Genomic DNA, 24,757 nt, shown 5'->3' with positions numbered 1-24,757 from the left:
CTAAATAAGGCTTATATTAATAATACACCCTTCTTGTTGAAGTGTCCCATGCATGCATCTGTCTATTGTTGCATGCATGGACTTAATCTGATGGCACCTTGTGAATACAATACCATTCATGTTGCATAGATAATCTAGAACAATATTATCTATATCGGTTCTAAGTGAATTAGTCATTATATCAAAGCTAATTCCAATGTCGCCAGAATATGGCTGAGGGGAGCCCTGATTGAATTCTGTCTCAATTATTGGTCTTAATATACTATCATTTGCAAGGCTTAATTGATCAACCTGAAGCATGTGCCCATACCCCGGAATAGGTATGATTGTATCGCTAATCTGTCCTTCTACAGTAAAACTGAGTTCTGTATATGGATCAAGCACGCTTTCGTCTAGCCTAATAGGAGTGATACGCTTACCGCAAATAACCCTGATATCTGTTCTATCTTTGATCCCTGTAACTTGATCAATTCGAAAGGACTCAATAACAACATCATCCCTGTATGCGCGTTTGTTAAGAGCATCGAACACATTCTTTGCAACGCCTATAAGGTTTAGTTCTCTACTGCTTTGGACCTTAATTGCCATTGATACCTCTAAACCCAATGGGAAGTTATTCACTTTATTCTGACGATTGATGGCTTTTACAAACTCAAAGTTTATATCTTCTTGGTAATCAGCCGTGAGAGAAGGCCGATATGGGCTAGCCGATACCTCCTCTGGATATATTGGGCGAAGCCTTGCATTAGGCGGATTGATAATATTAAGCTGCATGAATTGTATCATCTCCCTTCAACGCCAAGACATCATCCTTCACCTGATGTTTCGGCCTTAATATTGTAATCAAACTACATCCCTCTGGAATAGCTGATCCAAGAGTATGATCTCCTTTGATTCTAGATAATCTATCGAACTCAAAATCAATATATTCTACAACCACTTCAACCTTCATCAATAACTCTAGATCAATCAGTCTGTCGATAATATCTAACAGCTCTGATTCGGTTTCATATAAGTCTTCATAAAACCTCGGGGATATATATGTGACGCCATTTTCCTCACGATATACGCTGGGATCAACTCCACCAAAGTACATGAGGGAATTGTAACGGTAACATTTCAGCAACACCTTTTTTTCTGTTACAGTTAGCAGCTTTGAAGACAAGAACCACTTCTCCAAAGTAGCTGGAACCATGATGAAAGGAACCCTACAATGCCTATAATTAAGCTTTGTCCTGACTGAGTTAGTTATTGGGTAACTCATACCCGTTAATTCATCAAAAACTGGGAGGAAATAAATATTCATGTATGTTCTCTTCCCTCTGGTTTGAATTATTGAAATTAGGCCTTTCTGTATTAGTGCATCGTCGATCTTGGAGAACGACGCTTTCGGAACATGATTGTGTTGTCTATATTCCTGATATCCAGCGTAGGACTGCCCATTTCTATCTGTCCTAAACATAAAGTGTAACTCCCGGATAAATTGTTCTGGCGTAAACATATTCGGGGGATAATTCCTACTCACCAGAATTCTATCTACCATATGGAAATTCTCTGAAATCACTAGGTTGTCTATTAAAAGCATCCAGTCATCAGTCCCTTAACTCTTTAATGCACTCATTATTGCATATATGCATTATACTATGCCTCAATGTTTGAGTCAAGCATTTTTAGTGCATAATATCATTATGTATTGCATTTATGCATTAAATATGATATAATTAAAGTATAGGAGGTGGGTTTAATGAATTTGAATTTTAACAATGATTTTGATACTGAGATGGCTAGATGTTTAAAAGATGTAAGACGGGTTGAAGGTATCAGCGCTGAGGAGTTTGGTAAAAGAATAGGCCTTACACAAAATTACATTACTAGAATTGAAAACGGAGGAATCAAGAATCCATCATTTGATACCGTTGTTAAATTAGCTTATGAATTAAGTAAGACTAACGCTATTATGCACTTCGACGTTAAATTAACTGATTACAAAACGCCATTTGTAGATCTGATTTACTGTTATTTACATCAGCGAGAAATTGAAAGTAACTATACGATTCAAGCAAACGAAAATATCCTATCTGAAATTACCCTGGGAATGGATCATCTTGATGAAAGCGATCTAACCTTTATTGCGGATTATGTTAGTTTTAAGAGGTATTCTAAAGCAATACATTCTCTTTTTTACGAGGCATCAAAAATCGGTATTCAGGATGAAGGATTTGCATATTGGTTATTAAATTCTTTCGGAAATCTCTTAAACAACCACTCAAAAATTAGAGACGATATCGACAAACAGTTCAGAAATACCAAAGCAACAGATCGAATTAACATTGATAAGCTATTCGGTTATATATTCAATACTCTAACCCTATTTGTATCAAATCAAAGTGCTTCATTACCAAAGGAGTAAAAGAATTAACATTCACGACCTTGCATGAACATTTAAATATAGGAGGAAATGATAAACCAGATAAAGACGCACAAAGAAGGCATTCATTAAGGCCTTCTTTGTCTGTTATCTAATATAGTATTTGTTTATTAATTAGCTTATTCAAAACAATTCTCGGTTAATAATGAAGCACTAATATATATATTAAATTATAAAGTAGGAGGTCTCTATCCATGGAAAAGGCACTTACAGCAAAGGAAGCAGCTGAAAAGCTCCGTTGCAGTTATTGGAGAATTATTCAAATGGTACACAGAGGCGAAATCCCGAGCTATAGAGTCGGCAAATATATCCGTATTCGAGAAGAAGCCCTTGATGAATGGATTCGAGCTCAGGAGTTGTTTTACTATAACCCTAAACTTTTACCTAATAACAAAGGTATTACTCGAAAGTGAATTATTCTAAATATCGGGGAAAGCAGTGTGCAATTTGCCTTTCCCCGATAAATCCATAAGAGCCAGCACTATCTGAGAGGACTTGCGATTAAATAAGTCCCATAACGAAACGAAATGGGTGTTAACCATCATGCCAAGACAAGGTCCAGTAACTTCTGAAGGAAAACGAAGGTCAGCATTAAATTCACTTAAGCATGGGCTAAACAACCTTGATTTTCTTGCATGCAAGCAACATGCATGTTTTAACATTATGTCCTGCCCATTATTTAATGAATATGGGAGCAGCGCATTTAACAGTCTAGAATACGGATGTTCTTGTCCGATTGAAAAGAACAAGTATACCTACCTTAAGGAGTGTTATTCTCAAAGAATAATCAACCCTGATTCGAATAAATACAAACTGCTTGAGGACTTAGTAATGGTGAGGATCTGTCTGGAGCGTTCTATGCAATTTGCATCAATAGAGGACGATCTAGTCAGAATTTCCCCGGATAAACGCCGAGAAGAATTAGCTATATCTTTCCGATATCGAAATGGCCTGGTTAAAAAGATCAATGATTACTCACGGATACTATTTTGTTCATGATTACTTAGTTTTCTGTTACGAATATTAAGGAGTGACCGTAATGTTGTATATCAAAAACGACGATAAAGAATACAGTTTAGGCAGAAAAGCTGCTAGCTTGGGTTTATATCTTCGAAAATCTGCCTCCAGGTCTTGTAACCATTGCGGATATATGATTAGTAATTTATATACTAATTCCGTAATTTGCGGCGCAGACTATGAATTAGACCTGGACGAGGCTGAACAACTGTTGAATCTTTATGAAAAGGGTAAAAACTCATAGAGATCTATGACTGACTCTGTTTCCAGAATGATAAATAACGGCTTCGTGCAAAGTGAGCCGTTATTATCAGTACAAATCATCCATATCAAATAATCTACGGGGCATCTACCTTTGGGCTTGGTACTTTAACTTCTCTCATATTGCATTGCATTCTCTCCATGATAATTATGTATGCTATCAACTAAGCGGTTAATATATCCTTTCGCTTTTTCTTCAGATGCGTACCAAACATTGGCTCTAAAAAAGCCATATGGCGTTCCTGTTCTCATGTTTTTGCGCGGAACTTTCCAAATATGGCTATTCCGGTTGTTTTCGGGCAGCAGAACTGCATTACTAGCCGAAGCAAATATGTTATACCAGCGTTCAAAAGGTAATATTTTAAGTTATCTACGCCAAGTTGCCAAAAGAACGGATTTATCTCAGTTTTAATATATCACCTATTTGTACATAGATGGTAATAATTTATGCTTTAAGAACATTTTATCTACTATTTACAAAGCATCCTCCTGTTACCAAGGAATATTGGCAAACAGGAGGATGACTAGTTTGAATTATCCCTTATCCAGCTCGAAAGATTATGCGTTGTATAGGATCTAATTAATATAAAGAGGTTTTCAGTTATCTGCCTGTAAACCTATAACCATCATTCCTCACCCCATTCTAAAATCATACCGTTTGGCGATACGACATAGGTGCCAGCAGACCCGCTGCCACCTTCAGCCGCCCATTTCTTATTACTTACTTGAACACGGTAACATTGCGTACCGTAATAATCAAAGAGTCCGTCACTCTTGGCTACGTAATTCGTGTCGCCATGAAAACCGACACTAATTAAGCGATCCTCTGCCAATTTATCACTAGTGATCGCTTCGGTTGAACTGCCAATAGCAGTGAATATAATCTGTTTCCATGTTCTATTACCATCAGTCACCTGAATAATGTTATTGAAATCTTCAAAGGACATGATTACGCCGTTAGTAATAAAAGCCGCAGCCGCGTTGGGTTTATTAAATCTAATGGTCTTGTATACTGGCGTCTCTCCGTTGTTGTCCATGACATTTACAACACCTTTACTGACTAGGAAACTGATAATCTCCGGGCTATCTGTAAAGGACGCGGCGTAATGAAGCACATTCTGACCAGCGGCATCGAATAAAGTAATGTCAGCGCCTTTATCGATTAGTATTTGGAGTATCTGAATTTTAACTGCCGGCTCGGTATTACGCGATTTGTATAAAGCCGGTGCAATCTTTGTCGTTTCTGCGTCATAAGTGCAGGTCATCATTAGTGGAGTCACATCTCCCGGAGCGACTTGATTAGGTGACATCCCTTTATCAAGGAGTAATTTAACCACTTCCGGGCTCTTACCTTGAACCGCATAATCCAAAGCATTCAGATCATTATCATTGACGGCAGCCAAATTGGCGCCTTTGTCAATGAGCAAACTGGCACAATTGACAGCACCATAAATACAAGCACCCATTAATGGTGTTTCACCGCGAGTACCAAAATCATCATACTTCTTATTGATATCATAACCAGCGTCGATAAACAAACCAATGGTCTCTTTATCGTCCTGTGACAGATAATCAATAAACACCTTATCATCCGTATAGGATATCCCTTTGTCCCGAAGAGTATTGATTGCCCTCTCCTGCTTCGAAGCACAGCCTGATAGTAATGCAATAACCAAAACTACAAGAATACTGATCCTAAGATAATACTTCATTTCTTTTCCTCCGCTTCCCATTTATTACTTCATTATACATTTCTTTCTTTATTATACTACTTTTAAAATACAGTGTCGTTTTCGTATAATAAATCAGCGGCTCACTTTAACGTGAGCCGCTGTGATTGAATTATGGACAACCGGTGGGGCACCGAACTTAGCCGTTAGATTAGATATTTAGGGTACCCCTTTCTCGGAATTATATATGGTTTTCTTAGCCTATAAGGGACTTCACAAATGATCCTGTTACTAATTATATTGGTCCTTCTGAATATCTCGGAGGTATCTAACGAAATCTTCAGCTTGTGACCGAGTAAGTTTCTTGCTTTCTGAGACGTTGTATCTCTTTGCCAGTAAGGATCTGGCTTGATCTGAAGATAAGTGGTTCTTTCCTGCTAAAACGGTCATCTCGGCTAATTGGTTTCTATTAACCGGTTGATCCTGAATTGACGGAACAGCATGTGCATAACAATCATTGTTATTGTTTTTAGCAAAAGCGACCTGGGATTCCTCAATATCCTGCGCAAACATACCGGATGACCTGGTTGCAGAAAGAACAGCGTCAACAATAGCACGTTTCTTCGCCATCTTTAAAACTGTATTAGATAGGTTGTATGCATCCTGGGTTTTGTATTTCTTTTCTTTTGAGTTACAGCTGCCGATACCTTCCGCTTCAACGAGGCCGGTCCGCTTGTTGATTAAAGTGGCTTTGACTTCATAACTCAGAAATCCATCCTCCCAATTCTCAATCCGATTTGTTATTGAGACCAACTTCGAAAACCCAAAGATATCACAAAGTTTCTCTGCTCCCGGTTTTAAAAGAGTTGGCTTGGGACAGCCTGGGATGAAGCCATAATCGACACCAGGAACCATGAGTTCTTTGACAAAGCTCTGTAGCATTTGGATGCGGTTCTTTGCCTCCTCAAAAGTTACTGCAAATTCGGGAACAATTTGGCAAGGATTTGATTCATAATAAGGCTTTTCATTAAATTGGGTCGATGATATTTCCTCAGGGAACACGATAATCTCATTTTCTTGTTTACTGATATTCGGAATTGCTTTAGCTTTATTTAATTGTAAATTGAGTTTTTCTTTTACATTTGCCATAATCGACGCCCCTTTTTACTTAATACTGAAACGGCGGTAATTGGTTTTTCCAAGATATTTCTCATATATTTCAGGTTGTTCAATCTTTAAAAGCTTAGAATCAAAATGCTCGGTAACGATGTTCTTCCAACTGATTAACCGATCTCCGGCAACAGCTATTTCGTAATTGCCCATCAGCCCCTTAATTTTGTTGATTGCTTCTTCCTTGCGTTCCTTGATTACTTTTTCTTCACATTGTGCATTTTCATATTGCTTAACAAGTGACAAGCTGTCCTTCGGCAACGTTATTTGACTCTTATTTTCAGCTGAAGGATATAACCGATCTAATAGCTCAGAGGAAGCATCTGAACCATCAAAAGGTGGCGGGGTCAACGTTTCGACGCAATGCCAAAATTCTCTCTCAAGTTCAATAAGCATGGAAATAAGCTCATCATCCTTTGAGATGAAGTGCCACTTAAACTGGTTCCCCCCGATCAAAACTGCAACATACGCCCCTGAAAAACCGGTAACACTTAAATAATGCTGAACTTGAAGTTGATACTCTTCAGGAATGTTCTCAACCCACTCACCAGATTTATAAACGCTTGCAGTTTTAGCCTCAAAGACACAATTACCATTTATGGGGTCGGTTACTATTCCATCCAGGTTGGCAAGCATGAAAGGATGATCCGAATGCTGCAGTATGGAATATTCAGGCTTAATCTGAAGGCCTGTCCTTTCAACGAATTCCACACGAATTAATGGTTCCATAATCTTTCCCCAATAGGCTGCTTCTCCACTTTCCTTTGGTTCTATCTGGCCTGTTTTTTCCATCCACAACTCGACAGGTGATTTATACCTGTTTAATCCACAGGCTATAGATGCATCACTTCCGCCAATTCCTTTTTTCCTCCATTCTAACCATTCTTTATTGTCCATATTTCTAGTTGATACTAGTACTTTTGCCATTGCTTTCAATCCTTTCTTAAAATGATGAACGGATGGGGTTACATTAGCCCCATCCGTATGAGCCATTCTAAAGGCTTATTAGGCCTACAAATACATCCTAGATAATATGCCTTACCCTTTATTTCTTTTGTAGCCAGGCCGGTAATTTGGACTGCTGTTACTTAATGAATTCTTATCCTTTCTAGCTTGTTTAAGGGCTTTTTGATACCTCAAATAACTATCATAAACATGCTGATCTGGCCGATTTACCAATCTCCTTAGAACTTCTAATGCTCCTTTTTTGTAGACTGTGACGCAGATAAGCTGATTTAGGCTGTCATAAACAGCCCAGAATCTGGACCCGTATTTTTCAATTTTCATTTGGATATCTCCCTTCATAATCGATTTTTAATAATGAACTACCACGCAAACACCGTTATTTAATACTCTTCTGGGAGCAAAGCAGTAACATGATCGACATCATCAATTAGCCAAAACCGTTCACCATTCGCTTCAAAGACTTGGAGATAATCTGCTCCATTTTTAGATCTAACTCGTTCTTCGCCTACCCATTGAATAGCGGTCATAGCCAAGAGAAAAGTGTCCTCTTTAAAATGTTCCTGAAATCCTCTCGTTACATATAAGGGTGAATTGAATCTGTAACTACCTTTACACTCCTGAGGCAATAGTTTTAGCGTTGCTAATGCATTCATAGGATGTACCTCCTTTGATTTTGGACATAAAAATAGCCAGTACATGTGTACTGACTTGAAAAGTAATAGTCGCACTGAGTTGACAAAATGAATTTGATTGGTAATACTTTTGTAGATGGTTTCTTTGCACCTATATAAGGGTGCTTTCTTTTTAATTGGCTAGCAATTCAACTGGTATCAATCTTCATAATGGTACTATCCTCCATTCATGTTAACGGCATCTCACCCGTAGATTATTCACTGTCAATTTAAAAGCAGGCCAATAAGGCCTGCAAAACTTTAGGAAATTACACTTTTTAGTTTACTAATTTGATAATATCACCAAAGCTCACAATATAAGACTAGTTCGTCTAAATCTGGAGCCTTATCATCTTCACTATAAGAACTAAACACTAAAGCGCCTTTAAAATCACTGATAATAGAATAGATGTTAACTAGAATCGCTTTTTTTACTCACATAGAAGCCTCCTCTTCATCATATATATGGCATCTCTCTTGCAAATAGTGGTTATAAAAAAGCAGGCTATGCCTGCTTTTTAGAAAGAACATATATTAAATCACTTTTGGGGGTGAATCACAGTTGTGATTATTTATCATTTCCCCTATAAGATTTGTGACTATGCGATAAAACAGTGAGGGCATCCCGGAAGACACCCTCACTGCGCTGGTTAATCTCCGTTTAGCCACGCCTCCACGTCTTCCAGGGTGTAGTCAAACCGGCTTCCGGCGACCACAGAATTGGAGCTTTGGTCCACTATCATGTAGTCACCTAAATTGTCGAGACTAATCTTGGCACGGGACCTGTGCAACGAGTAACCAACTTTATTCAATGCGCGTCGGAGCCTCTGCTCCTGATTCTTATGAGTCTTTTCAGACATAACTTTTCCCTCCTTGTAAAAATCAGTAATAGTTATCCCTTCCAAGCCTCGCCCTGCCATGCCACGCTTTGAACCTTATCAGTTTTTCCCAATCTTATTGCTAGCTTTCATACAACTAGAGGTTTAAACGATTTTATAACAATATTATAACAGTTATTGAAGAAATTGATAGTTCTTATATTATTTGTTCCAACACCTGACCATTATCCTTTAGCAAGCCTTCTCTTTATTCATCGGTGGTATATATGTGCTATGACAATATTCCAAAAGCTAGGTGTATGGGTTGCCTCTATCGGATGTGCCAATTCACGAACGATGATAAAGTCGAATATTGGAGCTTTGTCGACCTCCATTAGAATTGAGACTATCCTTCAATGTTCAAGATTACCAACGATATCGGTTATCGGTTATCTTGTATCTGTTATCTTGACCTCTGAAACTTGAATACCAGGTTAGTTAGCATGCTTCGTAACCTAGGGAACAATCTCTCCTTTGCTTCACTGATGTAATATTCGCTGTTTGTTTGTTTATTTATCTGATCGGTAGGAATAAGCAAACGATGCGTAAGCTGAATTTCTTCTAAACTAAACTTGATTGACCTCAATGCGGTATTGCCTTCCCAGATAACACCTGATTCATCGCTGACAACTTGCTTTCCAGGAGCTTGGGGTAAATCATATTTCTCATTTTGATAAGTATGAAAACTTTCATTTCATATTGACAAGGAATTCATTGCTTCCTTTCCTATCTTAGCATTATATAATAAAAGCAGACCAACGGCCTGCTGAATCTTAGGTATTACCATTATATTTCTTATTCTTGATTTTCGCATGACGCTATGGGGAGCTTTGTTATATCGTTATAAAGTCGCTCTAATGTCGCCTTTTTTACTTTCGACTTAAGTTCACATTCCCATATTACTATAACACGCCACCCCATCTCTGTAAGACGCTTATATACTTCACGATCATGTTGCTGATTCTTTTCAAGCTTTGGACGCCAATACTCCACGTTTGACTTTGGCCATACAAAATATGGGCAACCATCATGCTTATGCCAGAAGCAACCATTAACGAAAATAATAACCTTATACTTTGGCAAAACAATGTCCGGGTGACCTGGATACCTCTTGTCATTTTTACGATAACGAAGGCCTTGAGAGAATAAGTGTTTTCTGACCTTTTCCTCGGCTGTTGTATCTTTATTACGGATGCGAGACATGTTATAGCTTCTAACTTCTTTTGATAGATTATCTGACATCCTAATAACCTCGCTCTTTAGATTACACAAGTAATATACTCAATTATTCAAATCTCTAAATAGCAAATCATAGATACTTTCGCTAAGAATCTTCGCAAAAAGCGGCGGTACTGCATTACCAATCATTTTATATTCAAGCGAAGTTCCTGAAATGAACTCGTAATCGTCTGGAAAAGTCTGTAGACGTGCTGCTTCTCTTGGCGTTATTGTTCTTGACTGTTCCGAATCTGGATGAATATGACGCAAACCATCCTTATATAAGTGCGCTGGGATTAAATTGCTTGGTTCATTCCACTTGAGAACGTGATATTTATGAATATTTGATTCTCTACCCGTTAGTGATGTATATAGCTTTTTAAGAGCATCAACAGAAGTATATTTATTTTCACCACTTTCTAAATCTCTTGCTAGTAATTTAAATACTTCCATATCTCGGGCATTGCTATAACGCGGTTCATGATTGTGTATTCCGTCTTTATCTGGAAGCGTATGTGAATATCTTCTCCCATTTATAACAATAGGCTGCTGTAAGGGATACAACTTTTGTAAATCTCCGATAGCATCTCGAACAGTTGATACCTTTCGACTTTTGCGGCTTGGTAAGACTCTATTATAGAATTCATTTAAAAGTTTACCTGACGATATACCGTAATAATTAGAATTAATACCCAGTATAATAATGCGGCTTCGGTTTTGGGGAATACCATATTCCGCAAAGTTTATTATAGCATCTTTAAGATTTGGCAAAATACTATACCCAATTTCAGCGAACTTCTCGCAAATTAATTCAGCTATTAACTTAGTGCCATCCCCCGGTCTTGAACTTAACATCCCAGGTACATTTTCAAAAACAAATGCGCGAGGCTGATAGTGTTTAACAATCTCGATATAACTCTCAAATAGATAGTTTCTATAATCATATTTCATACTATTTTCATCACGAATGCGACCTGCTATTGAATATGCCTGACAAGGTGGCCCGCCAATGATTAAATCTACAGTTCCTCCATGTTTTGAAACAAGAGCGTCTAAGCCTACTGACTTACCATATTCCGCATCGTCCCAACCCATAATTAGCTCTTTTGTTCGCTGAATGTCAAAGCGGAGAACGCGTTCTTCAGCATCATCATACCTCCATTTTCGTTTCAAATGATTTCGAAGATTATCGCAAGGAGCTTTATCCCATTCAACACATGCAATAGTATTATAAAAACCAGACTGCTTGAAACCTTCAGTTAGGCCACCACATCCTGCAAATAAATCAATTGTATTCACAATACCTTTCTTTGAGTTTCCCATAATACTCAATAAATGTTTGCCTATAGCGAAACCCAAAAGGGGCGGGACTGCATTACCAACCTGCCTGTTTTGTTGGGTACGTGTTCCATAGAATACAAAATCATCAGGGAAAGACTGCAATCGAGCATTCTCCCTAATTGTTGGTACGCGGTTGTATTCATAATGAAAATGGTTTCTATGACCTGTGTCTATAGTTCTAGATGGTTTGTTGCCGTCATATCTTGTCCAAGCCTCATTAAACCTGCGGCTTTCACCAACACCTTGGGGCAAATCTTTATAATTTCCACCTTCTGGAACCAAAGATATAGTATCTTTTACCATCTGTGTATGTGCTGTTGCAACGTGATTATACAATACGTTATTAGAACCCCGCATCAATCTCTGATACTGTGTTTTCACTTCACCAGAATATTTGTCATTTTCTTGGCCAAGTTCTAAAACTCGTGATGGCAAATCGCTAATAGCATCACGACACGTCCTGTAAGTATCTAGAGTAAATTGCGGTTCGGGAAAACTAACGTTCCCAATGTCCTCTCTTATTCCGATAAATATAAGACGCTTCCTTATCTGAGGAACGCCATAATCTGCCGCATTTAGGATTTTGCATCCTACATTGTATCCCAGTTTTTGAAATCTCTTGAGTATTTCCTCTTTGATCTGACCACCGTATAAGGTTGCCATGCCTGGAACATTTTCAATGACAAAACCTTTTGGCTGAAATTGCCGAACAACCTCGAAAACAGCAAGATATAGTTTGTTCCTTTGATCATCAAAATTGCGTGGGCCAGTCAGTGAAAAGCCCTGACATGGAGGGCCTGCTATTATAACGTCTATCGTTTTTCCCCCAGCCAGTTCCTTTATTCTATCAAACGTTTCTTGCTTTGAAAGATCAGCATTTAGTGCGATTGCTCCCTTGTGATTTTTCTCAAAAGTTACTAATGCTGCTTCATCATTATCCACACCAACAATTATATTAAACCCAGCGTCAAGAAAACCTTTAGAAAGTCCTCCACATCCGGCAAAAAGGTCAATTGCATTCATATCTAATTTCTCCTCATAGTCTTCCTGAAGTTAAGAATAACCCAAATACAATTCTTCTGTGATATTCAATATTGTTAAAGTTAGGTACAAAGAAAGAGTTTGATGGTATACGTATGCTTTGCCCATTAAATGACTGAAGATAATCGCTGCTTACCTTTGGATGAACCTGCACTTCAAGTGAATCATTGAGTGTAAAGAATCCTTTATCAAACGCCCAGTGCAAATCACGGTTTAATGCGATGCCGTTATCAGGAATAAATAATCCACCATGACTTTTTGGTTTGATGTGGGCAGCCTCTAAATTTGAATAATTTCCATAGCTAATAACTTTACCCGTGATAGCGCATTTATTCTCATAGCCGACCATTACAAAGTCTCTAAATGAATTTGCGTTAAATAAATCTGCAACAGAATCAGTATCTTCTTCTGCTGCTACCCTCCTCGTAACACTAGTATCAATTGCAACAGGCGGTTCCCCATGACTCATTATTCTTGCAACCTGTGTTTCAAATTCCGAAATAACGCCTTCATATATCCCATACCCACCAGTTATGGGATACTCGTCAATAATTTGGTCACAAAAATGATACAATTTAGAATCATGATCTTTAATCAAATCCATAAAGTATACCGTTTGTGTTCCAATATTCTCCTCATTAATCTCGTCTTGACGCATAACAACAATGTCATTTGTCCCAAACAGGAGTTTATTATCTTCAAGTTCATTATTCAAATAGATCCGATGCTCATTTCTTGGATGTTTGGCCCGTGATCCATGAAATTTATCATTATGATATACGTAGTTGCAATAAACCTTCTTACCAGAGTAAAGTGGAATTATCGGTAATAGAGCAGAGTCATTTAATTCGGCCGTTGTCAGAGGCGGGAAGAAACTCTGGACATTGTTGTTCATTGAAGTAAGCATATATCTTCCCCTATGTACAACTCCATCTATACCTACACTTCCCAACTCTTGAAATCCGCATTTTTTCAAGTAATAAAGCATCATTTTCCTCCATTTTACCTAGGCAAAGATTAACAATATTCCTTTAAGGTACTACAGATAATCAATTATCTATGACTAAGTATACCAGATTTTCTTTTACATTATAAAGCAACTACACAAGACAATATAGCCTTATTTTTCATGTATATTTATTATTCTTTTTGGCTTGACTAGGCGCGCCAATGGCGAAGCACTTGTTAATGCATTCCTTAGATCTTCATCAGTAGCAGCGACATATCTTTTTGTCATATTCAAATCTGTATGGCCCATTATTCGTTGGAGGAATAAGGCATTACCCCCATTACGCAAAAACCCCAAGGCGAATGCATGTCTTAAATCATATGGGCGTATCTTCACACCAATAATTGTTGAGTAATGCTCCAATCTATCTCCCCATGTATTTTTGTTTAGTGTCGTTCCATCCGCTGAAGCAAATAGTACAACATCTTTTGCCCATTCGGTTGGACGAACAGATATAAGTCTTGCTATTAAAGAACATGTTAACTGACTAATCGGCAATGTCCGCTGTTTCCGTGTTTTTGCTATATCTGCCGGAACAATAACCTCCAACATCTTTGAATTAAAGTCTGATACAGATAGATTGCAGGCTTCTTTCGGCCTTATTCCTGTGTCAAGGGTTAAACATATCAAAGCTTTATCTCGTAACCCGGCGTAAGTATTTATATCAGGCAAACTGATCAAACGAGCTAAAACAGATGAATCAATTTGGACAATACGCGGTTCGGCCTTTCTCCTTGTAATACTTTCAAGAGGATTTTCCTCAAGAAAACCCTGTTCAGCTACCCATTTGAAATATGCTTTCAAATAAACGAGCCTAAGGTTGAACGTTGCCGGTGCACATTTCTCAGCAAGATATTTGTACAAATTCGTCTTAAGATCTCCTTCGGCATATCTATGATAGAATTGTCTCACATGATAATCATAGTCCTTTAGAGTACGTTCTGAGCGTCCCTGAGCTGCCTTTTCACTAAGAAACTGTACCAAGCCTTCTTCCCAGTTAATGTTGCGTATAATATTTCCTTTTCTTTTTCTGGACATAAATATGCCTCCTTCATATTTAGCGCAGCCTATAACATGATAAGAGACATTCTGAACATAAATGTAATTGATATGGTGGTTGTGGTGAAGCGGTTAACACACAGGATGTGGAGACGGCTAATAGCAACACACCGGACACTTCATTTTTCACCACACCGGACTAGATCCCAATTTCACTGTCGTCCGCATATAACAAAAAGCACCGAAATACGCTTAAATGCCGCATTCAGTGCTAGTTTGAACGTTATGGGGTGAATGATGGGACTTGAACCCACGAGTGCCGGAGCCACAATCCGGTGCGTTAACCACTTCGCCACATCCACCATGAATAATTTTTTGTTTTTGAGAAATACACTTCAAATGAAAAATGGCGCGCCTGGAGAGATTCGAACCCCCGACAACCTGCTTAGAAGGCAGATGCTCTATCCGGCTGAGCTACAGGCGCACGTTTTAATCACTGCAGCATTGATTATGGTCGGGGCAGAGGGATTCGAACCCCCGGCCTCCTGCTCCCAAGGCAGGCGCGCTACCAAACTGCGCTATACCCCGCCGCTTTTTGTGACAATGAATAGTATATCCCAAGAGAAAAAACTAGTCAAGAAGCATTTTTATTTTATGCATTTCAAATTTCTATTAATTTTTTATACTTCAGATTGTCATTTAACTATCAAATAACGATCAAAGTGATTTCATTAACGCTGTCAGCAATGGAACTGCTTTTGCAAAAGCCCGGGCTCTGTGGCTGAGACAATTTTTTTCATCCAGACTAAGCTCTGCCATCGTTTTCTGGAGGTCAGGCAGGTAAAACACAGGGTCATAACCGAACCCACCGGTTCCAATCCTCTCGGTCAGTATTCTTCCTTCAACCGATCCCTCCGTCAAATATTCCTGGCCGTCAGGACAGATGATTGCCAGTGCACAGCGGAAGCGGGCAGTCCTGTTTTCCTCAGGTACGCCTTCCAGGTCTGTCAGAAGTTTTTCTATATTATGCTCATCATTTTTCGGTTCCCCGGCATAGCGTGCCGAAAGAACGCCGGGCGCTCCCGCCAGAGCATCCACTTCAAGCCCTGAATCGTCTGCCAGCGTAATCATTTTCCCCGTGGCACAGGCAGCCCGCGCCTTAATAAAAGCATTTTCGGCAAATGTACTGCCAGACTCTTCAACCTCCTGGTAATCCGAAAGATCGCTTAACGACAGAATTTCAATTTTTCCGTCATTAAGCAATCCCTCCAGTTCCATTACTTTGCCCTTATTCATTGTCGCAAGCAAGACCTTCATCCTTACAAACCTCCTTCGGACTATGTTACCGGAAGCTCTTTGGCCAGCGCTTCCTCCTGCAAAGCGCTGAGTTTTTGAATACCTGATTCACCGAGGTTTAAGAATGAATTCAGATCCTCTTTGTCAAACGGCTGACCTTCTGCAGTACCCTGAATCTCTACAAAACGCCCCGAACCGGTCATCACAATATTCATATCGACTTCGGCTTTGGAATCCTCCTCATAGGCAAGATCGGCTACAGGTATCCCATCTACTTTGCCTACAGAAATGGCCGCAATACTGTCCGTTAAAGGGTCCTGCTTAATCAATTGATTTTTGAGCAGGTAGTTTACAGCATCAGCCAGGGCAACATAAGCACCCGTAATCGAAGCCGTCCTGGTCCCGCCATCTGCCTGAAGGACATCACAATCCAGCCAGATGGTCCTTTCTCCAAGTTTACTCAGGTCGACAATGGAACGCAGCGCCCTGCCGATCAGCCGCTGGATCTCCATTGTCCTTCCGCCCAATTTCCCCTTGGAAGCCTCACGCTGATTGCGCACGGCCGTCGCCCTCGGAAGCATAGAGTATTCCGCTGTGACCCAGCCGCTGCCGGTCCCCTTTTTAAATGGCGGTACTTTATCTTCAACAGTAGCCGTGCAAATCACCCTGGTTTTCCCGACCTCAATCAGGACGGAGCCTTCGGGAAGGTCCGTAAACTTCCTGGTAATCTTCACAGGCCGGATTTCATCGGGCTGTCTTCCGTCAAATCTTAGCATATTATCGAACTCCCTTTCTGTTTCAAGAATTTATTATTAAATCAGTACTTATACTTTCTGATAGACGAACCGGATTCTTGCAGCGACAAGAGCGAGGATCAGTACAGCAGAGCCAAAAAGAGCCAGAATTTTGACAATCAGATCAAAGAAAAACTGCTCCGGCACCATTTGGATCAGGATATCGGTCTCCGGATCAAGCAGCCAAAGGTCATTCGTAAAAATCAGATAGTGAAAGCTGTCCCAAAACACTTGAAAATCCCGCCAGACCGCAATCCCTACTGCCCCGAATATACAGAGAAATATGACTGCCGCGGCCAGAAAGCCGCCGGCCCAGGAACGGAAGTATTTCTTCCCGTTGCTTATCCTTAGTAAGATCAGAAACAGAAGCAGGACAATCAGACCTGCGTTGCGGACCATGCGGCTGCTCAGGTACAACCTTTGAACATCTGCCATATGGACGATTTCCCGCTGATTAAACACCTGTCTTTCCTGACCGTTAATCTCTGCACGGATTTCAAGGTTATCCTTGTCCCCCTGGATATAAGCCAGCAGTTCCGTGGTCGTCACCATCAGATCTTTTTCCGGCATCCCGGTCACAGATACCGTGTCCAGTTTGTTATATTCCGACCGGAAGAAATTGAGATCAAAGACGCATTGTTCAATCACCGTCAGCAACATGACAGCGATTAGAATCAATCCGCTGACAATTGCAAGAAACCCGTTCGCAGCCTTCTTACCTGACATCATTTCTCCTCATATATCCTAATATCCTTACCAAATACATTAACCAAATATCCTAGTTAAATACGTTAATCCTCACTTCGTATCTTGCCCAAATTCCTACTTGTTCTTTCTGGCCAACGCAATGCCGTCTCCAAACGGAAGCACGCTTACCTCAAATCCCGGCAGACAGGCCAGACGCTGCAAGAAATCCCTCATACAACCGACCATTCGATCATACTTTCGGTCAAAAACCGAACCAGGCACAACCCAGCCCCTGAATAGAACATTATCCGCCACCAGAACCCCGCCAGAGGAAATAAGCGGTGTGATAAGATTAAGGTAATCCAGGTACTCCTCTTTGGCTGCATCTACAAATATCAAATCGTAAGTTTCCGTCAGTTTCGACAGGCCGTGCAGTGCATTCTCACAGCTGAAGTCAACCAAATGGGTAAGCCCGGCCTTTTTCAGATATTCTTCTGCTCTGTTGAGCCTCCCTCTGTTCATATCCAGCGTATAAACCCTGCCTCCGGTTTCGGCTGCACCTCTGGCCAGATAAACGGTGGAATAACCGATCGCCGTACCGATCTCCAGAATACGCTTGGCATCCGTCATCTTGACCATTAGCTCAAGGAAGTGACCAACTGCCGGTGTAACCACAGGAATTGTTTCCTCCAAAGCAACGCTTTCCATCTCACGAAGCAGCCCATCCCTGGCAGGAAGCAATTCTTCGAGGTACCTTTCCAGTTCAAAAGAATAGAACAAACCATCACCCCAATATTTGATATTCTTTCCTTCCTGTCTCGTAAAGATTCTGCCCGAGGCTGTCAATCAGGACAATGGCAGGAAAATCTTCAATAACAAGTCTCCGGACTGCCTCCGTTCCGAGTTCCGGATAGGCAATGATCTCAGCTTCCTTGATGCAGGAAGCCAGGAGTGCTCCGGCACCGCCGATCGCCCCAAAGTAGACTGCACCGTTTTCCCTGATGGCCTGTATGACCTCGGGAGAACGAAGCCCTTTTCCGATCATCCCCTTTAAACCTTTGGCCAGCAGACTAGGAGAATAGGCATCCATTCTGCCACTGGTTGTCGGTCCGGCAGATCCGATAACTTTACCTGGAGAAGCCGGGGCGGGTCCCACAAAATAGATCACCTGTCCCTTAATATCAAAGGGCAGCCCCTCTCCCCGAGCTAAGGCCTCAACCATTTTCTTATGAGCCGCATCTCTTCCGGTATAGATGACTCCGCTGATCAGCACCTTTTCACCGCATCTGAGAAAAGCAGCAGTCGTATCATCCAGCGGTGCTGAAATTTTCCGGGTTTCAACCGTTTTATCATTACTCACAGGAAGAAACCCTCCCTTCCAAAACCACCTGACGATGTCGGGTAACATGACAATTAATATTTACAGCTGCGGGCAGCCCTGCAATATGCGTCGGAAATACCTCAATATTTACGGCCAGTGCTGTCGTCCGACCGCCAAAACCCTGGGGGCCTATCCCTAAATGATTAATTTTAGTCAGAAGCTCCTGTTCCAGCCGGGCATATTCCTCAACCGGATTGGATTCCCCGATCGGACGAAGCAGGGCCTTTTTAGCCAAATAGGTAGCCTTTTCCATCGTGCCGCCGAGTCCAACTCCGACCACGATGGGTGGACAGGGATTAGGCCCGGCTTTATCCACCGTTTCCACAATAAAATTCTTTACAGCAGGCAAACCATCCGAAGGCTTAAACATTTTCAAGGCACCCATGTTTTCGCTGCCAAACCCTTTCGGTGCAATCGTAATCCCAATCTTGTCCCCTGATACGATTTCATAATAAATAACCGCAGGTGTATTATCTCCGGTATTGATCCTGTTAAAAGGATCTTTGACGATAGATTTACGCAAAAAACCCTTTTCATAGCCCCTGCGTACGCCCTCATTCAAGGCTCCCGTCAAATCTCCGCCGATAATATGCAGGTCCTGGCCAACTTCTACAAACAATACCGCCATCCCGGTATCCTGACATATCGGTATATTTTCTTTGCCTGCAATCTCCGCATTTTCCAAAAGCTGCTGAAGTACTTCTCTGCCCTGGGGGGATTCCTCAGTGCCAAGAGCCTTGTTCAAAGCATCAATAACATCCTGATTCAGAATACAGTTCGCCTCAATACACAGTCTCTCCACTGCGGAAATGACCTCGTTAACATGAATCTCTTTCACAATTTACCTCCGCTTTTTGTCCGGAACACTTTTATTCAGTATAGCGCAAATACGGGATTCAAGAAATATAACTTTTAAAAAAGGTTTGCCGTCAAAAAAAAACATCTTTGCCAGAAAGATCTTACTTCGACAAAAATGTTCGATAAACGTTGTATTCGATTTTTATTCTTTTCTGGAAAGCCTCTCATATTTATCGGATAAAGTTTCCAGAATGCCGATAATACGCATCCGGTCTTCCTGTTCAAAAAATTCCAGAATACTTTCAAGCCTTTCGGTCCTTGTCTCAATTACCGATTTGACCAGTTTTTCTCCCTTGGGTAAAATATTAAGCCTTACGATCCTGCGGTCCCGTTTTTCCCTGATTCGCTCCACATAGCCGGCTCTTTCCAGCTTGTCAGCCAGATCCGTTGCCGTACTACAGGCTGAAGAAATTTCCTTGCAAAGCTCACCCATCGTAATCTGGCCCTTTTCAAAAATAATCGTTAAAACTTCAAACTGCTGACGGGAAATACTAAGCTTTTCTGCGAAATCACTCTTTTGCCTTTGGGTAGAAACGGTGAGCCTCTGAAGCAAATGGTCAAGATGACCTGCTAACTCTCTGTTCTCTAACATGCGAACACCCCACCTCAAAAAATCAAATAGATAACCCCTATATATAAGTATATATTTGCACATATCATTTTTAAAGTATTTTACCATATTCCGGAAATTAACACTAGTAAAATTTTCATAATTCAAATATTATTGATGATTTTAACGATAGGTGTTATATAATTAATATCATAACGTATCTTGATCTTTTCAACAAATGGTAAAATATTGAAGTTATTGTTCGAAAAGATTGATTCCGCTTGGGGATACTTTAGCAGTTACTTCATCATCCTGCACGGTTCCTGAGGCGTAGCCGATCAAATCATTACGGTACCTTAAGTTCTCCAGACCGATTCCGCGATAGGTTTTAATGTCCTGCCCCTCGACCCGGATCTTCACGATTTGGGCAGTTTGAAACTGAGTCAAGGTGTTGACTAAACCATAAAGAGCAGTTTCGGCCGCGACATTGCTGTAAGGCTCAAGGAATTCCTTGCTAAGATCTACTGTGGCAATGCCGTTTTTGATTCCAATGTCCAATAACACCGTCTGCGGGTTTACCATCGGATAAGCGCTTGATTTTCCGGCCGGCCCCAGCAGCCATTGGCTTACTGTTTCGCGAGCCAGGCTCAGTGTCTTGGGAATTGTTCGATTCTCTTCGATTAAGACTTTTCCGTCAGCATCTGCGAAATAAAGTTTTACAGTTTGTTCCGTCTGCTGAGATTGTGTAGTCACTTCAACCGTGTCTTCCTGAGCAGTCTTATCCAGAAGTTTGCTTAAAGGAGCATTACCTCCGCCTTCCTTGATCAGATCATTCAGGATATTGCAGCCGACCAGAAGTGTAATGACTGCGATCAGCAGAATGAAAGTCAGCAGCAGCCGTATTTTTCTCATAGGAAGTTCTCCTTTCTAAAATAATAATAAAAATGTCCGCTAAAAAGAAATTTCTAAAAAGATAATATGCTTTGTCCTAAAGAAATAGAATTCAGGGAGGTCAAAAAATATGAAAATAAGAGCCTTGTTGGTTGATGATGAATCCCCGGCCCGTAAAGAACTGCGTTATCTCTTGAAATCATTTGAAGACGTGCTAATTGTTGGGGAAGCAGAAAACGCGCTTGAAGCCATGGAACTAATTGACAGTGTCGACTATTCCGTTATTTTTCTCGATATCAATATGCCCGGCTTAAACGGCATTGAACTTGCCAGAAAGCTTTCCCAGAGCCCGAAACAACCGGCGGTAATTTTTACGACTGCCCATGAAGAATTTGCTTTTGATGCGTTCAGTGTTCATGCTTACGATTATCTTCTTAAGCCGATTCATCCGAAGCGGCTTGAAGAAGCCTTAAATACGGTAAGAAAGCGTAAAACGCCTGCTCCAGGTCAACCTAAAACTGAACCGGTCAAGGAGGATATCCCTGAATTCAAACCCCTGGAAGTGATTGCCGCTGAATATAACGGGAAAACCATCCTGATCCGGCCGGAAGAAATTATATATATTTCCACAGATAAGGACAATGTTTACGTCAAAACAGAAGCTGACTTCTACCTGACTCGTTATACGCTGCGGGATTTGGAATCCAGACTCGATCCAAAAACTTTTTTCAGAACCCACCGCTGCTATCTGGTCAATATAAAAAAAATGAGGGAGCTTGTCCCTTATTTTAATGGTACGTATACTGTGATCGTGCAGGACAAGGACAAAAGTGAAGTCCCAGTCAGCCGCACTCAGGCCCGCCGACTCAAAGAGATCCTTGGGATATAGTACCATGTTAACCCTAATCTTCATATATTGACGGCAACGCTTTATTGTGGAAAATTGCTTGCCACTATATGATCATTATACGGTTAATAAAGTACTAGAAAAAACGCTCCAGATAAAAGCCGATTTCTTTCCCCTGATAGGTCGGCTTTTTTTGTTTGGCCGCTGTATTCAACGGCACAGCAGGCTTGCCGTCAACAGGAAGTGATGTGGATTCCTCAACATTAACAAAGCATAAAGGCGGGAACAAGACACACCACCAATTAGCCCCTTCAGCATTTCCTATCTTGATCTCAACCGCTTCGTAGTCTCCCGCCGGGAGTACAATATTACCATAAGATTTTGTTGGGAAAGCAAATACACCATAATCAAGGGTCACCGGATAGGTTTTCCCCCACTCTTTGACTACGCTCCTGGAAATCTCCAGTAACTGGCCTTCCATGCTCAGAAGGATTTCTCTGGATTCGGCCAGAGATTGTGATTCAGCCAGGTTCGGGGAAGCAGCCTTCAAAACTTCATCCCTTACCGCATATTTCAGCAGCTGATCCTGTTCACTGTCCGAATTCGCGATAACATGAAAGCGAATGAGACTTGTACTGTCATACGCTTCGGTTTCCGCACTGTTTGCTGACTGGCCGCAGGGATTGATCACCAAGAAACTAAAACACAAGATCAGGCAGACAATTAACTTTATTATGCTTTTATTCACAAATATTAACATTTAATTTCCCTCTCTCAGTACCTTGAAATTCATATATACAAAATACTTCTTTCTATGTCAATTATTTCCAACAAAGAAGTTTTCTATTCAGTGCGTCTCAGAAGTTTTTTAGGCAGTGCGAATATTTATTGAAGTCTGAAAATAAGATTCATAAGGCCCTGTCAAATTTGCTGACAATCTGCCGAAGGAATCGGGTGGAAAAATGCTCCTGGACTTCCAGTCTCCACTGTATTTGTTGTACATTAGCACAATTGCCGGACTGGCCACAACAGCCGGCTGCCTGATTGTGCTTTTCCTGGGAGACCCTCCGGATTGGATTCTGGCCGTTCTACTGTCCGCAGCAGGGGGCGTCATGTTTGCTGTGGTGGCCTTTGATCTTTTGCCGCTGGCTGCATCCTTCAAACAGCCGGGACTGCTCCTGGGCGGGATTTTGTCCGGTATGATACTGATGTCTTCTGCCGACAGACTGCTCAAAGCAAGAAACCGTCAGCTTCCCAATCATAGATACAGCCGTTTGAAACGGATGGGCATCCTGATTGCCTCAGGCATAGCGCTTCATGATATACCTGAAGGAATGGCCATTGCTGCGGGGCACGAATCCGCCGGTCAATTGGGTACATTCATCGCCCTTGGTATTGCTCTGCATAACCTGCCTGAAGGAATGGCCACTGCTACACCTCTGGTAATGGCCGGGATCAGAAAACCGAAGATTCTGGCGCTGACTCTCCTGATTGCAATATTTACTCCGCTGGGTGCCTTGCTCGGCAGGGTGGCCATGGAGCTTGTCCATACCTCGCTCTGTTTTTTTGTGGCCCTGGCCGCTGGGGCGATGGTGTTTCTGGTTCTGGCCGAATTATGGCCGCTGTCCCGCGAAAACCACCCGGTCTGGGCCTTTCTTGGAGGACTGGGCGGATTTATTTTCTTCGGATTTATCTCCGTCTTCTTACCGCATTAATACCGCCGCTCCTTGCCATCCATGGTATAAGTGGAGCTCCAACTCTATCCTACGCATGCACGGTATGAAGGTATAGACATAGCAATTCGCTATTCACAGGATCTTTGTTCGGCATTAGTCCATCCGCGACGTCAAAAAGACAGCCCGAAGGCTGTCTCTGACTCTTTGTTAATACGTTAAATTATTACTGCAGGACTGTGGCGGCATAATCGCCCATGGCCTGATAGCCGTCCTTATTCGGATATCTCCCGTCATCGGAATATTTTCTGAGGATCTCGTCCCCATCGCCAAACAGCACCCCTTTAAAATCAAGTGTTGTAATCTTTTGTTCCTGTGCATAAGCAGTTTCCCATTCCCTGTATTGTTTATAGAGCTCATCCGTGTCAGGGAAAGGAATCGGCAGCACCAGGACAGGCTTGATTTGATTGGCTATAGCTTTTTCGACTATGGCTTTGATATTGTTTTGGTATTCTTCCAGTGGTGTGCCGCGGATGGCATCTCCAACGCCGGCAAAAATAATAACTGTGCCCGGTTTCTCAGCAATTACATCCTCTTCAAAGCGATCCAGCAGGCTGGATGCATTCTGATAAGTCTGACCGGAATTTACCACTTCCACTTTCAGGACATCCGCAAGATGCTGCGGCCAGGAATTACTTGGTTCACCCGGGTAACCGTACGTAAATGAATCACCCAGACACACCATTTTGGTATTGACAGTCGTACCGCTGCCATTCAAAACAGCATCACCGTCGGTATTGCCGGCTTCATTTTCTGCACCGCCCTCAGTGCTTGCTCCGCCGTTCTGGACTGTCGAGCTGCCGCTGGCGGACTGTTCCGGTGTTCCTCCGTTCCAAACATTTACATACCCAAAGACCAATACAATAACAGCCATCAATACGGAAAGCTGAATAACCCTAATTTCCAAACGGTAAGTGCGCAATGTTCATTCCTCCTCATCGCAATATTTTTCTACATATTTCCCTTAAATCCTTCCCGAATAAAACTTTTTTCGTTCTTCGTTTCCTATTGATTACAGTTTGTTTAGCATTTTAAGGCACTCCGGCATTTT

25 protein-coding genes and 3 tRNA genes are annotated in these 24,757 nt (G+C 41.3%); 4 read left to right on the top strand and 24 right to left on the bottom strand.

What is annotated here, in order from left to right; genetic code table 11:
• Together OKX56_RS04260 and OKX56_RS04255 are read right to left on the bottom strand one after the other, a co-directional pair.
• Nucleotides 1-774, bottom strand: coding sequence for a RusA family crossover junction endodeoxyribonuclease (locus OKX56_RS04260; RefSeq protein WP_287895732.1), 774 nt, complete (start codon nt 772-774; stop codon nt 1-3).
• On the bottom strand, nt 764-1,462 hold the full coding sequence (locus OKX56_RS04255) for a hypothetical protein (protein WP_287895731.1): 699 nt from the start codon (nt 1,460-1,462) through the stop codon (nt 764-766). Before OKX56_RS04255 ends, OKX56_RS04260 begins: the two co-directional genes overlap by 11 nt.
• Before the next feature lie 282 nt (nt 1,463-1,744).
• Between OKX56_RS04255 and OKX56_RS04250 the strand changes: the two genes are divergently transcribed.
• Nucleotides 1,745-2,410, top strand: coding sequence for a helix-turn-helix domain-containing protein (locus tag OKX56_RS04250; RefSeq protein WP_287895729.1), 666 nt, complete (start codon nt 1,745-1,747; stop codon nt 2,408-2,410).
• Between the two features lie 212 nt (nt 2,411-2,622).
• Nucleotides 2,623-2,841, top strand: coding sequence for a helix-turn-helix domain-containing protein (locus OKX56_RS04245; protein ID WP_287895727.1), 219 nt, complete (start codon nt 2,623-2,625; stop codon nt 2,839-2,841).
• A gap of 1,491 nt (nt 2,842-4,332) precedes the next feature.
• Here OKX56_RS04245 and OKX56_RS04240 read toward each other — a convergent pair.
• The 20 genes from OKX56_RS04240 to OKX56_RS04145 all read right to left on the bottom strand — a co-directional run bounded on the left by OKX56_RS04240 (nt 4,333) and on the right by OKX56_RS04145 (nt 21,147).
• Nucleotides 4,333-5,439 carry an ankyrin repeat domain-containing protein gene (locus OKX56_RS04240; RefSeq protein ID WP_287895725.1) on the bottom strand — a complete coding sequence of 369 codons (1,107 nt, stop codon included), beginning with the start codon at nt 5,437-5,439 and terminating at the stop codon, nt 4,333-4,335.
• Between the two features lie 228 nt (nt 5,440-5,667).
• Complete coding sequence (locus OKX56_RS04235) at nt 5,668-6,525, bottom strand: hypothetical protein (protein ID WP_287895723.1); 858 nt, start codon at nt 6,523-6,525, stop codon at nt 5,668-5,670.
• A gap of 15 nt (nt 6,526-6,540) precedes the next feature.
• The gene (locus OKX56_RS04230) at nt 6,541-7,473 is read right to left on the bottom strand and encodes a YqaJ viral recombinase family nuclease (protein ID WP_287895722.1); all 933 of its coding nucleotides are present in this window, start codon (nt 7,471-7,473) and stop codon (nt 6,541-6,543) included.
• 111 nt (nt 7,474-7,584) lie between these two features.
• Complete coding sequence (locus OKX56_RS04225) at nt 7,585-7,833, bottom strand: hypothetical protein (protein ID WP_287895720.1); 249 nt, start codon at nt 7,831-7,833, stop codon at nt 7,585-7,587.
• A 59-nt stretch (nt 7,834-7,892) separates the two neighbouring features.
• Nucleotides 7,893-8,165 carry a hypothetical protein gene (locus OKX56_RS04220; protein ID WP_287895718.1) on the bottom strand — a complete coding sequence of 91 codons (273 nt, stop codon included), beginning with the start codon at nt 8,163-8,165 and terminating at the stop codon, nt 7,893-7,895.
• A 1,691-nt stretch (nt 8,166-9,856) separates the two neighbouring features.
• Nucleotides 9,857-10,303 carry a very short patch repair endonuclease gene (locus OKX56_RS04215; RefSeq protein ID WP_287895717.1) on the bottom strand — a complete coding sequence of 149 codons (447 nt, stop codon included), beginning with the start codon at nt 10,301-10,303 and terminating at the stop codon, nt 9,857-9,859.
• Between the two features lie 39 nt (nt 10,304-10,342).
• Entirely contained in the window at nt 10,343-12,643 is a 2,301-nt protein-coding gene (locus OKX56_RS04210; RefSeq protein WP_287895716.1) for a DNA cytosine methyltransferase, read from the bottom strand.
• A 13-nt stretch (nt 12,644-12,656) separates the two neighbouring features.
• Nucleotides 12,657-13,652: an HNH endonuclease gene (locus OKX56_RS04205; protein ID WP_287895715.1), complete on the bottom strand. Its 996-nt coding sequence runs from the start codon at nt 13,650-13,652 to the stop codon at nt 12,657-12,659.
• Between the two features lie 129 nt (nt 13,653-13,781).
• Nucleotides 13,782-14,708 carry a tyrosine-type recombinase/integrase gene (locus tag OKX56_RS04200; RefSeq protein ID WP_287895714.1) on the bottom strand — a complete coding sequence of 309 codons (927 nt, stop codon included), beginning with the start codon at nt 14,706-14,708 and terminating at the stop codon, nt 13,782-13,784.
• 247 nt (nt 14,709-14,955) lie between these two features.
• Nucleotides 14,956-15,031: transfer RNA gene (locus OKX56_RS04195), tRNA-His, on the bottom strand.
• 45 nt (nt 15,032-15,076) lie between these two features.
• Nucleotides 15,077-15,153, bottom strand: a tRNA-Arg gene (locus OKX56_RS04190).
• Nucleotides 15,154-15,180: 27 nt separating this feature from the next.
• Nucleotides 15,181-15,257 (bottom strand) — tRNA-Pro (locus OKX56_RS04185).
• A 129-nt stretch (nt 15,258-15,386) separates the two neighbouring features.
• On the bottom strand, nt 15,387-15,986 hold the full coding sequence (locus OKX56_RS04180) for an XTP/dITP diphosphatase (RefSeq protein ID WP_015044677.1): 600 nt from the start codon (nt 15,984-15,986) through the stop codon (nt 15,387-15,389).
• 20 nt (nt 15,987-16,006) lie between these two features.
• The gene (rph, locus tag OKX56_RS04175) at nt 16,007-16,741 is read right to left on the bottom strand and encodes a ribonuclease PH (RefSeq protein WP_015044678.1); all 735 of its coding nucleotides are present in this window, start codon (nt 16,739-16,741) and stop codon (nt 16,007-16,009) included.
• Between the two features lie 48 nt (nt 16,742-16,789).
• Complete coding sequence (locus tag OKX56_RS04170) at nt 16,790-17,488, bottom strand: TIGR01906 family membrane protein (RefSeq protein ID WP_242824917.1); 699 nt, start codon at nt 17,486-17,488, stop codon at nt 16,790-16,792.
• Between the two features lie 93 nt (nt 17,489-17,581).
• The gene (locus OKX56_RS04165; protein WP_287895713.1) at nt 17,582-18,226 is read right to left on the bottom strand and encodes an O-methyltransferase; all 645 of its coding nucleotides are present in this window, start codon (nt 18,224-18,226) and stop codon (nt 17,582-17,584) included.
• A gap of 4 nt (nt 18,227-18,230) precedes the next feature.
• Nucleotides 18,231-18,806: a Fe-S-containing hydro-lyase gene (locus OKX56_RS04160; RefSeq protein ID WP_015044681.1), complete on the bottom strand. Its 576-nt coding sequence runs from the start codon at nt 18,804-18,806 to the stop codon at nt 18,231-18,233.
• Complete coding sequence (locus OKX56_RS04155; protein ID WP_015044682.1) at nt 18,799-19,665, bottom strand: fumarate hydratase; 867 nt, start codon at nt 19,663-19,665, stop codon at nt 18,799-18,801. Before OKX56_RS04155 ends, OKX56_RS04160 begins: the two co-directional genes overlap by 8 nt.
• Before the next feature lie 162 nt (nt 19,666-19,827).
• A complete protein-coding gene (locus tag OKX56_RS04150) occupies nt 19,828-20,277 on the bottom strand; it encodes a MarR family winged helix-turn-helix transcriptional regulator (RefSeq protein ID WP_015044683.1) in 450 nt (149 codons plus the stop codon).
• Nucleotides 20,278-20,490: 213 nt separating this feature from the next.
• The gene (locus OKX56_RS04145; RefSeq protein WP_015044684.1) at nt 20,491-21,147 is read right to left on the bottom strand and encodes a GerMN domain-containing protein; all 657 of its coding nucleotides are present in this window, start codon (nt 21,145-21,147) and stop codon (nt 20,491-20,493) included.
• Between the two features lie 109 nt (nt 21,148-21,256).
• Between OKX56_RS04145 and OKX56_RS04140 the strand changes: the two genes are divergently transcribed.
• Nucleotides 21,257-22,015, top strand: a complete 759-nt coding sequence (locus OKX56_RS04140) for a LytR/AlgR family response regulator transcription factor (RefSeq protein WP_015044685.1) — start codon at nt 21,257-21,259, stop codon at nt 22,013-22,015.
• 94 nt (nt 22,016-22,109) lie between these two features.
• On the opposite strand, the gene spoIIR is transcribed toward OKX56_RS04140, so the two are convergent.
• Complete coding sequence (gene spoIIR, locus OKX56_RS04135; protein ID WP_015044686.1) at nt 22,110-22,733, bottom strand: stage II sporulation protein R; 624 nt, start codon at nt 22,731-22,733, stop codon at nt 22,110-22,112.
• Between the two features lie 202 nt (nt 22,734-22,935).
• Here spoIIR and OKX56_RS04130 point away from each other — a divergent pair, with 202 nt between their 5' ends.
• A complete protein-coding gene (locus OKX56_RS04130; RefSeq protein WP_015044687.1) occupies nt 22,936-23,688 on the top strand; it encodes a ZIP family metal transporter in 753 nt (250 codons plus the stop codon).
• 184 nt (nt 23,689-23,872) lie between these two features.
• Here OKX56_RS04130 and OKX56_RS04125 read toward each other — a convergent pair whose 3' ends face one another.
• Complete coding sequence (locus tag OKX56_RS04125) at nt 23,873-24,628, bottom strand: GDSL-type esterase/lipase family protein (protein ID WP_015044688.1); 756 nt, start codon at nt 24,626-24,628, stop codon at nt 23,873-23,875.
• Nucleotides 24,629-24,757 lie beyond the last annotated feature (129 nt).

The sequence above is a fragment of the Dehalobacter sp. genome (assembly GCF_030063005.1).
Lineage (GTDB): Bacteria > Bacillota > Desulfitobacteriia > Desulfitobacteriales > Syntrophobotulaceae > Dehalobacter > Dehalobacter restrictus.
The sequence above is the reverse complement of the archived record's forward strand: the minus strand, read 5'-3'. Positions and strand labels throughout refer to the sequence as shown.

What these genes read in the sequence shown, in the direction of transcription:
- OKX56_RS04145 (WP_015044684.1), bottom strand. Translation starts at nt 21,147, where the DNA reads ATGAGAAAAATACGGCTGCTGCTGACTTTCATTCTGCTGATCGCAGTC.
- OKX56_RS04225 (WP_287895720.1), bottom strand. Translation starts at nt 7,833, where the DNA reads ATGAAAATTGAAAAATACGGGTCCAGATTCTGGGCTGTTTATGACAGC.
- OKX56_RS04215 (WP_287895717.1), bottom strand. Translation starts at nt 10,303, where the DNA reads ATGTCAGATAATCTATCAAAAGAAGTTAGAAGCTATAACATGTCTCGC.
- OKX56_RS04235 (WP_287895723.1), bottom strand. Translation starts at nt 6,525, where the DNA reads ATGGCAAATGTAAAAGAAAAACTCAATTTACAATTAAATAAAGCTAAA.
- OKX56_RS04200 (WP_287895714.1), bottom strand. Translation starts at nt 14,708, where the DNA reads ATGTCCAGAAAAAGAAAAGGAAATATTATACGCAACATTAACTGGGAA.
- OKX56_RS04260 (WP_287895732.1), bottom strand. Translation starts at nt 774, where the DNA reads ATGCAGCTTAATATTATCAATCCGCCTAATGCAAGGCTTCGCCCAATA.
- OKX56_RS04180 (WP_015044677.1), bottom strand. Translation starts at nt 15,986, where the DNA reads ATGAAGGTCTTGCTTGCGACAATGAATAAGGGCAAAGTAATGGAACTG.
- OKX56_RS04205 (WP_287895715.1), bottom strand. Translation starts at nt 13,652, where the DNA reads ATGATGCTTTATTACTTGAAAAAATGCGGATTTCAAGAGTTGGGAAGT.
- OKX56_RS04230 (WP_287895722.1), bottom strand. Translation starts at nt 7,473, where the DNA reads ATGGCAAAAGTACTAGTATCAACTAGAAATATGGACAATAAAGAATGG.
- OKX56_RS04240 (WP_287895725.1), bottom strand. Translation starts at nt 5,439, where the DNA reads ATGGGAAGCGGAGGAAAAGAAATGAAGTATTATCTTAGGATCAGTATT.
- OKX56_RS04210 (WP_287895716.1), bottom strand. Translation starts at nt 12,643, where the DNA reads ATGAATGCAATTGACCTTTTTGCCGGATGTGGAGGACTTTCTAAAGGT.
- OKX56_RS04220 (WP_287895718.1), bottom strand. Translation starts at nt 8,165, where the DNA reads ATGAATGCATTAGCAACGCTAAAACTATTGCCTCAGGAGTGTAAAGGT.
- OKX56_RS04170 (WP_242824917.1), bottom strand. Translation starts at nt 17,488, where the DNA reads ATGATGTCAGGTAAGAAGGCTGCGAACGGGTTTCTTGCAATTGTCAGC.
- OKX56_RS04255 (WP_287895731.1), bottom strand. Translation starts at nt 1,462, where the DNA reads ATGTTTAGGACAGATAGAAATGGGCAGTCCTACGCTGGATATCAGGAA.
- OKX56_RS04245 (WP_287895727.1), top strand. Translation starts at nt 2,623, where the DNA reads ATGGAAAAGGCACTTACAGCAAAGGAAGCAGCTGAAAAGCTCCGTTGC.
- OKX56_RS04250 (WP_287895729.1), top strand. Translation starts at nt 1,745, where the DNA reads ATGAATTTGAATTTTAACAATGATTTTGATACTGAGATGGCTAGATGT.
- spoIIR (WP_015044686.1), bottom strand. Translation starts at nt 22,733, where the DNA reads ATGTTAATATTTGTGAATAAAAGCATAATAAAGTTAATTGTCTGCCTG.
- OKX56_RS04130 (WP_015044687.1), top strand. Translation starts at nt 22,936, where the DNA reads ATGCTCCTGGACTTCCAGTCTCCACTGTATTTGTTGTACATTAGCACA.
- OKX56_RS04140 (WP_015044685.1), top strand. Translation starts at nt 21,257, where the DNA reads ATGAAAATAAGAGCCTTGTTGGTTGATGATGAATCCCCGGCCCGTAAA.
- rph (WP_015044678.1), bottom strand. Translation starts at nt 16,741, where the DNA reads ATGCTAAGATTTGACGGAAGACAGCCCGATGAAATCCGGCCTGTGAAG.
- OKX56_RS04150 (WP_015044683.1), bottom strand. Translation starts at nt 20,277, where the DNA reads ATGTTAGAGAACAGAGAGTTAGCAGGTCATCTTGACCATTTGCTTCAG.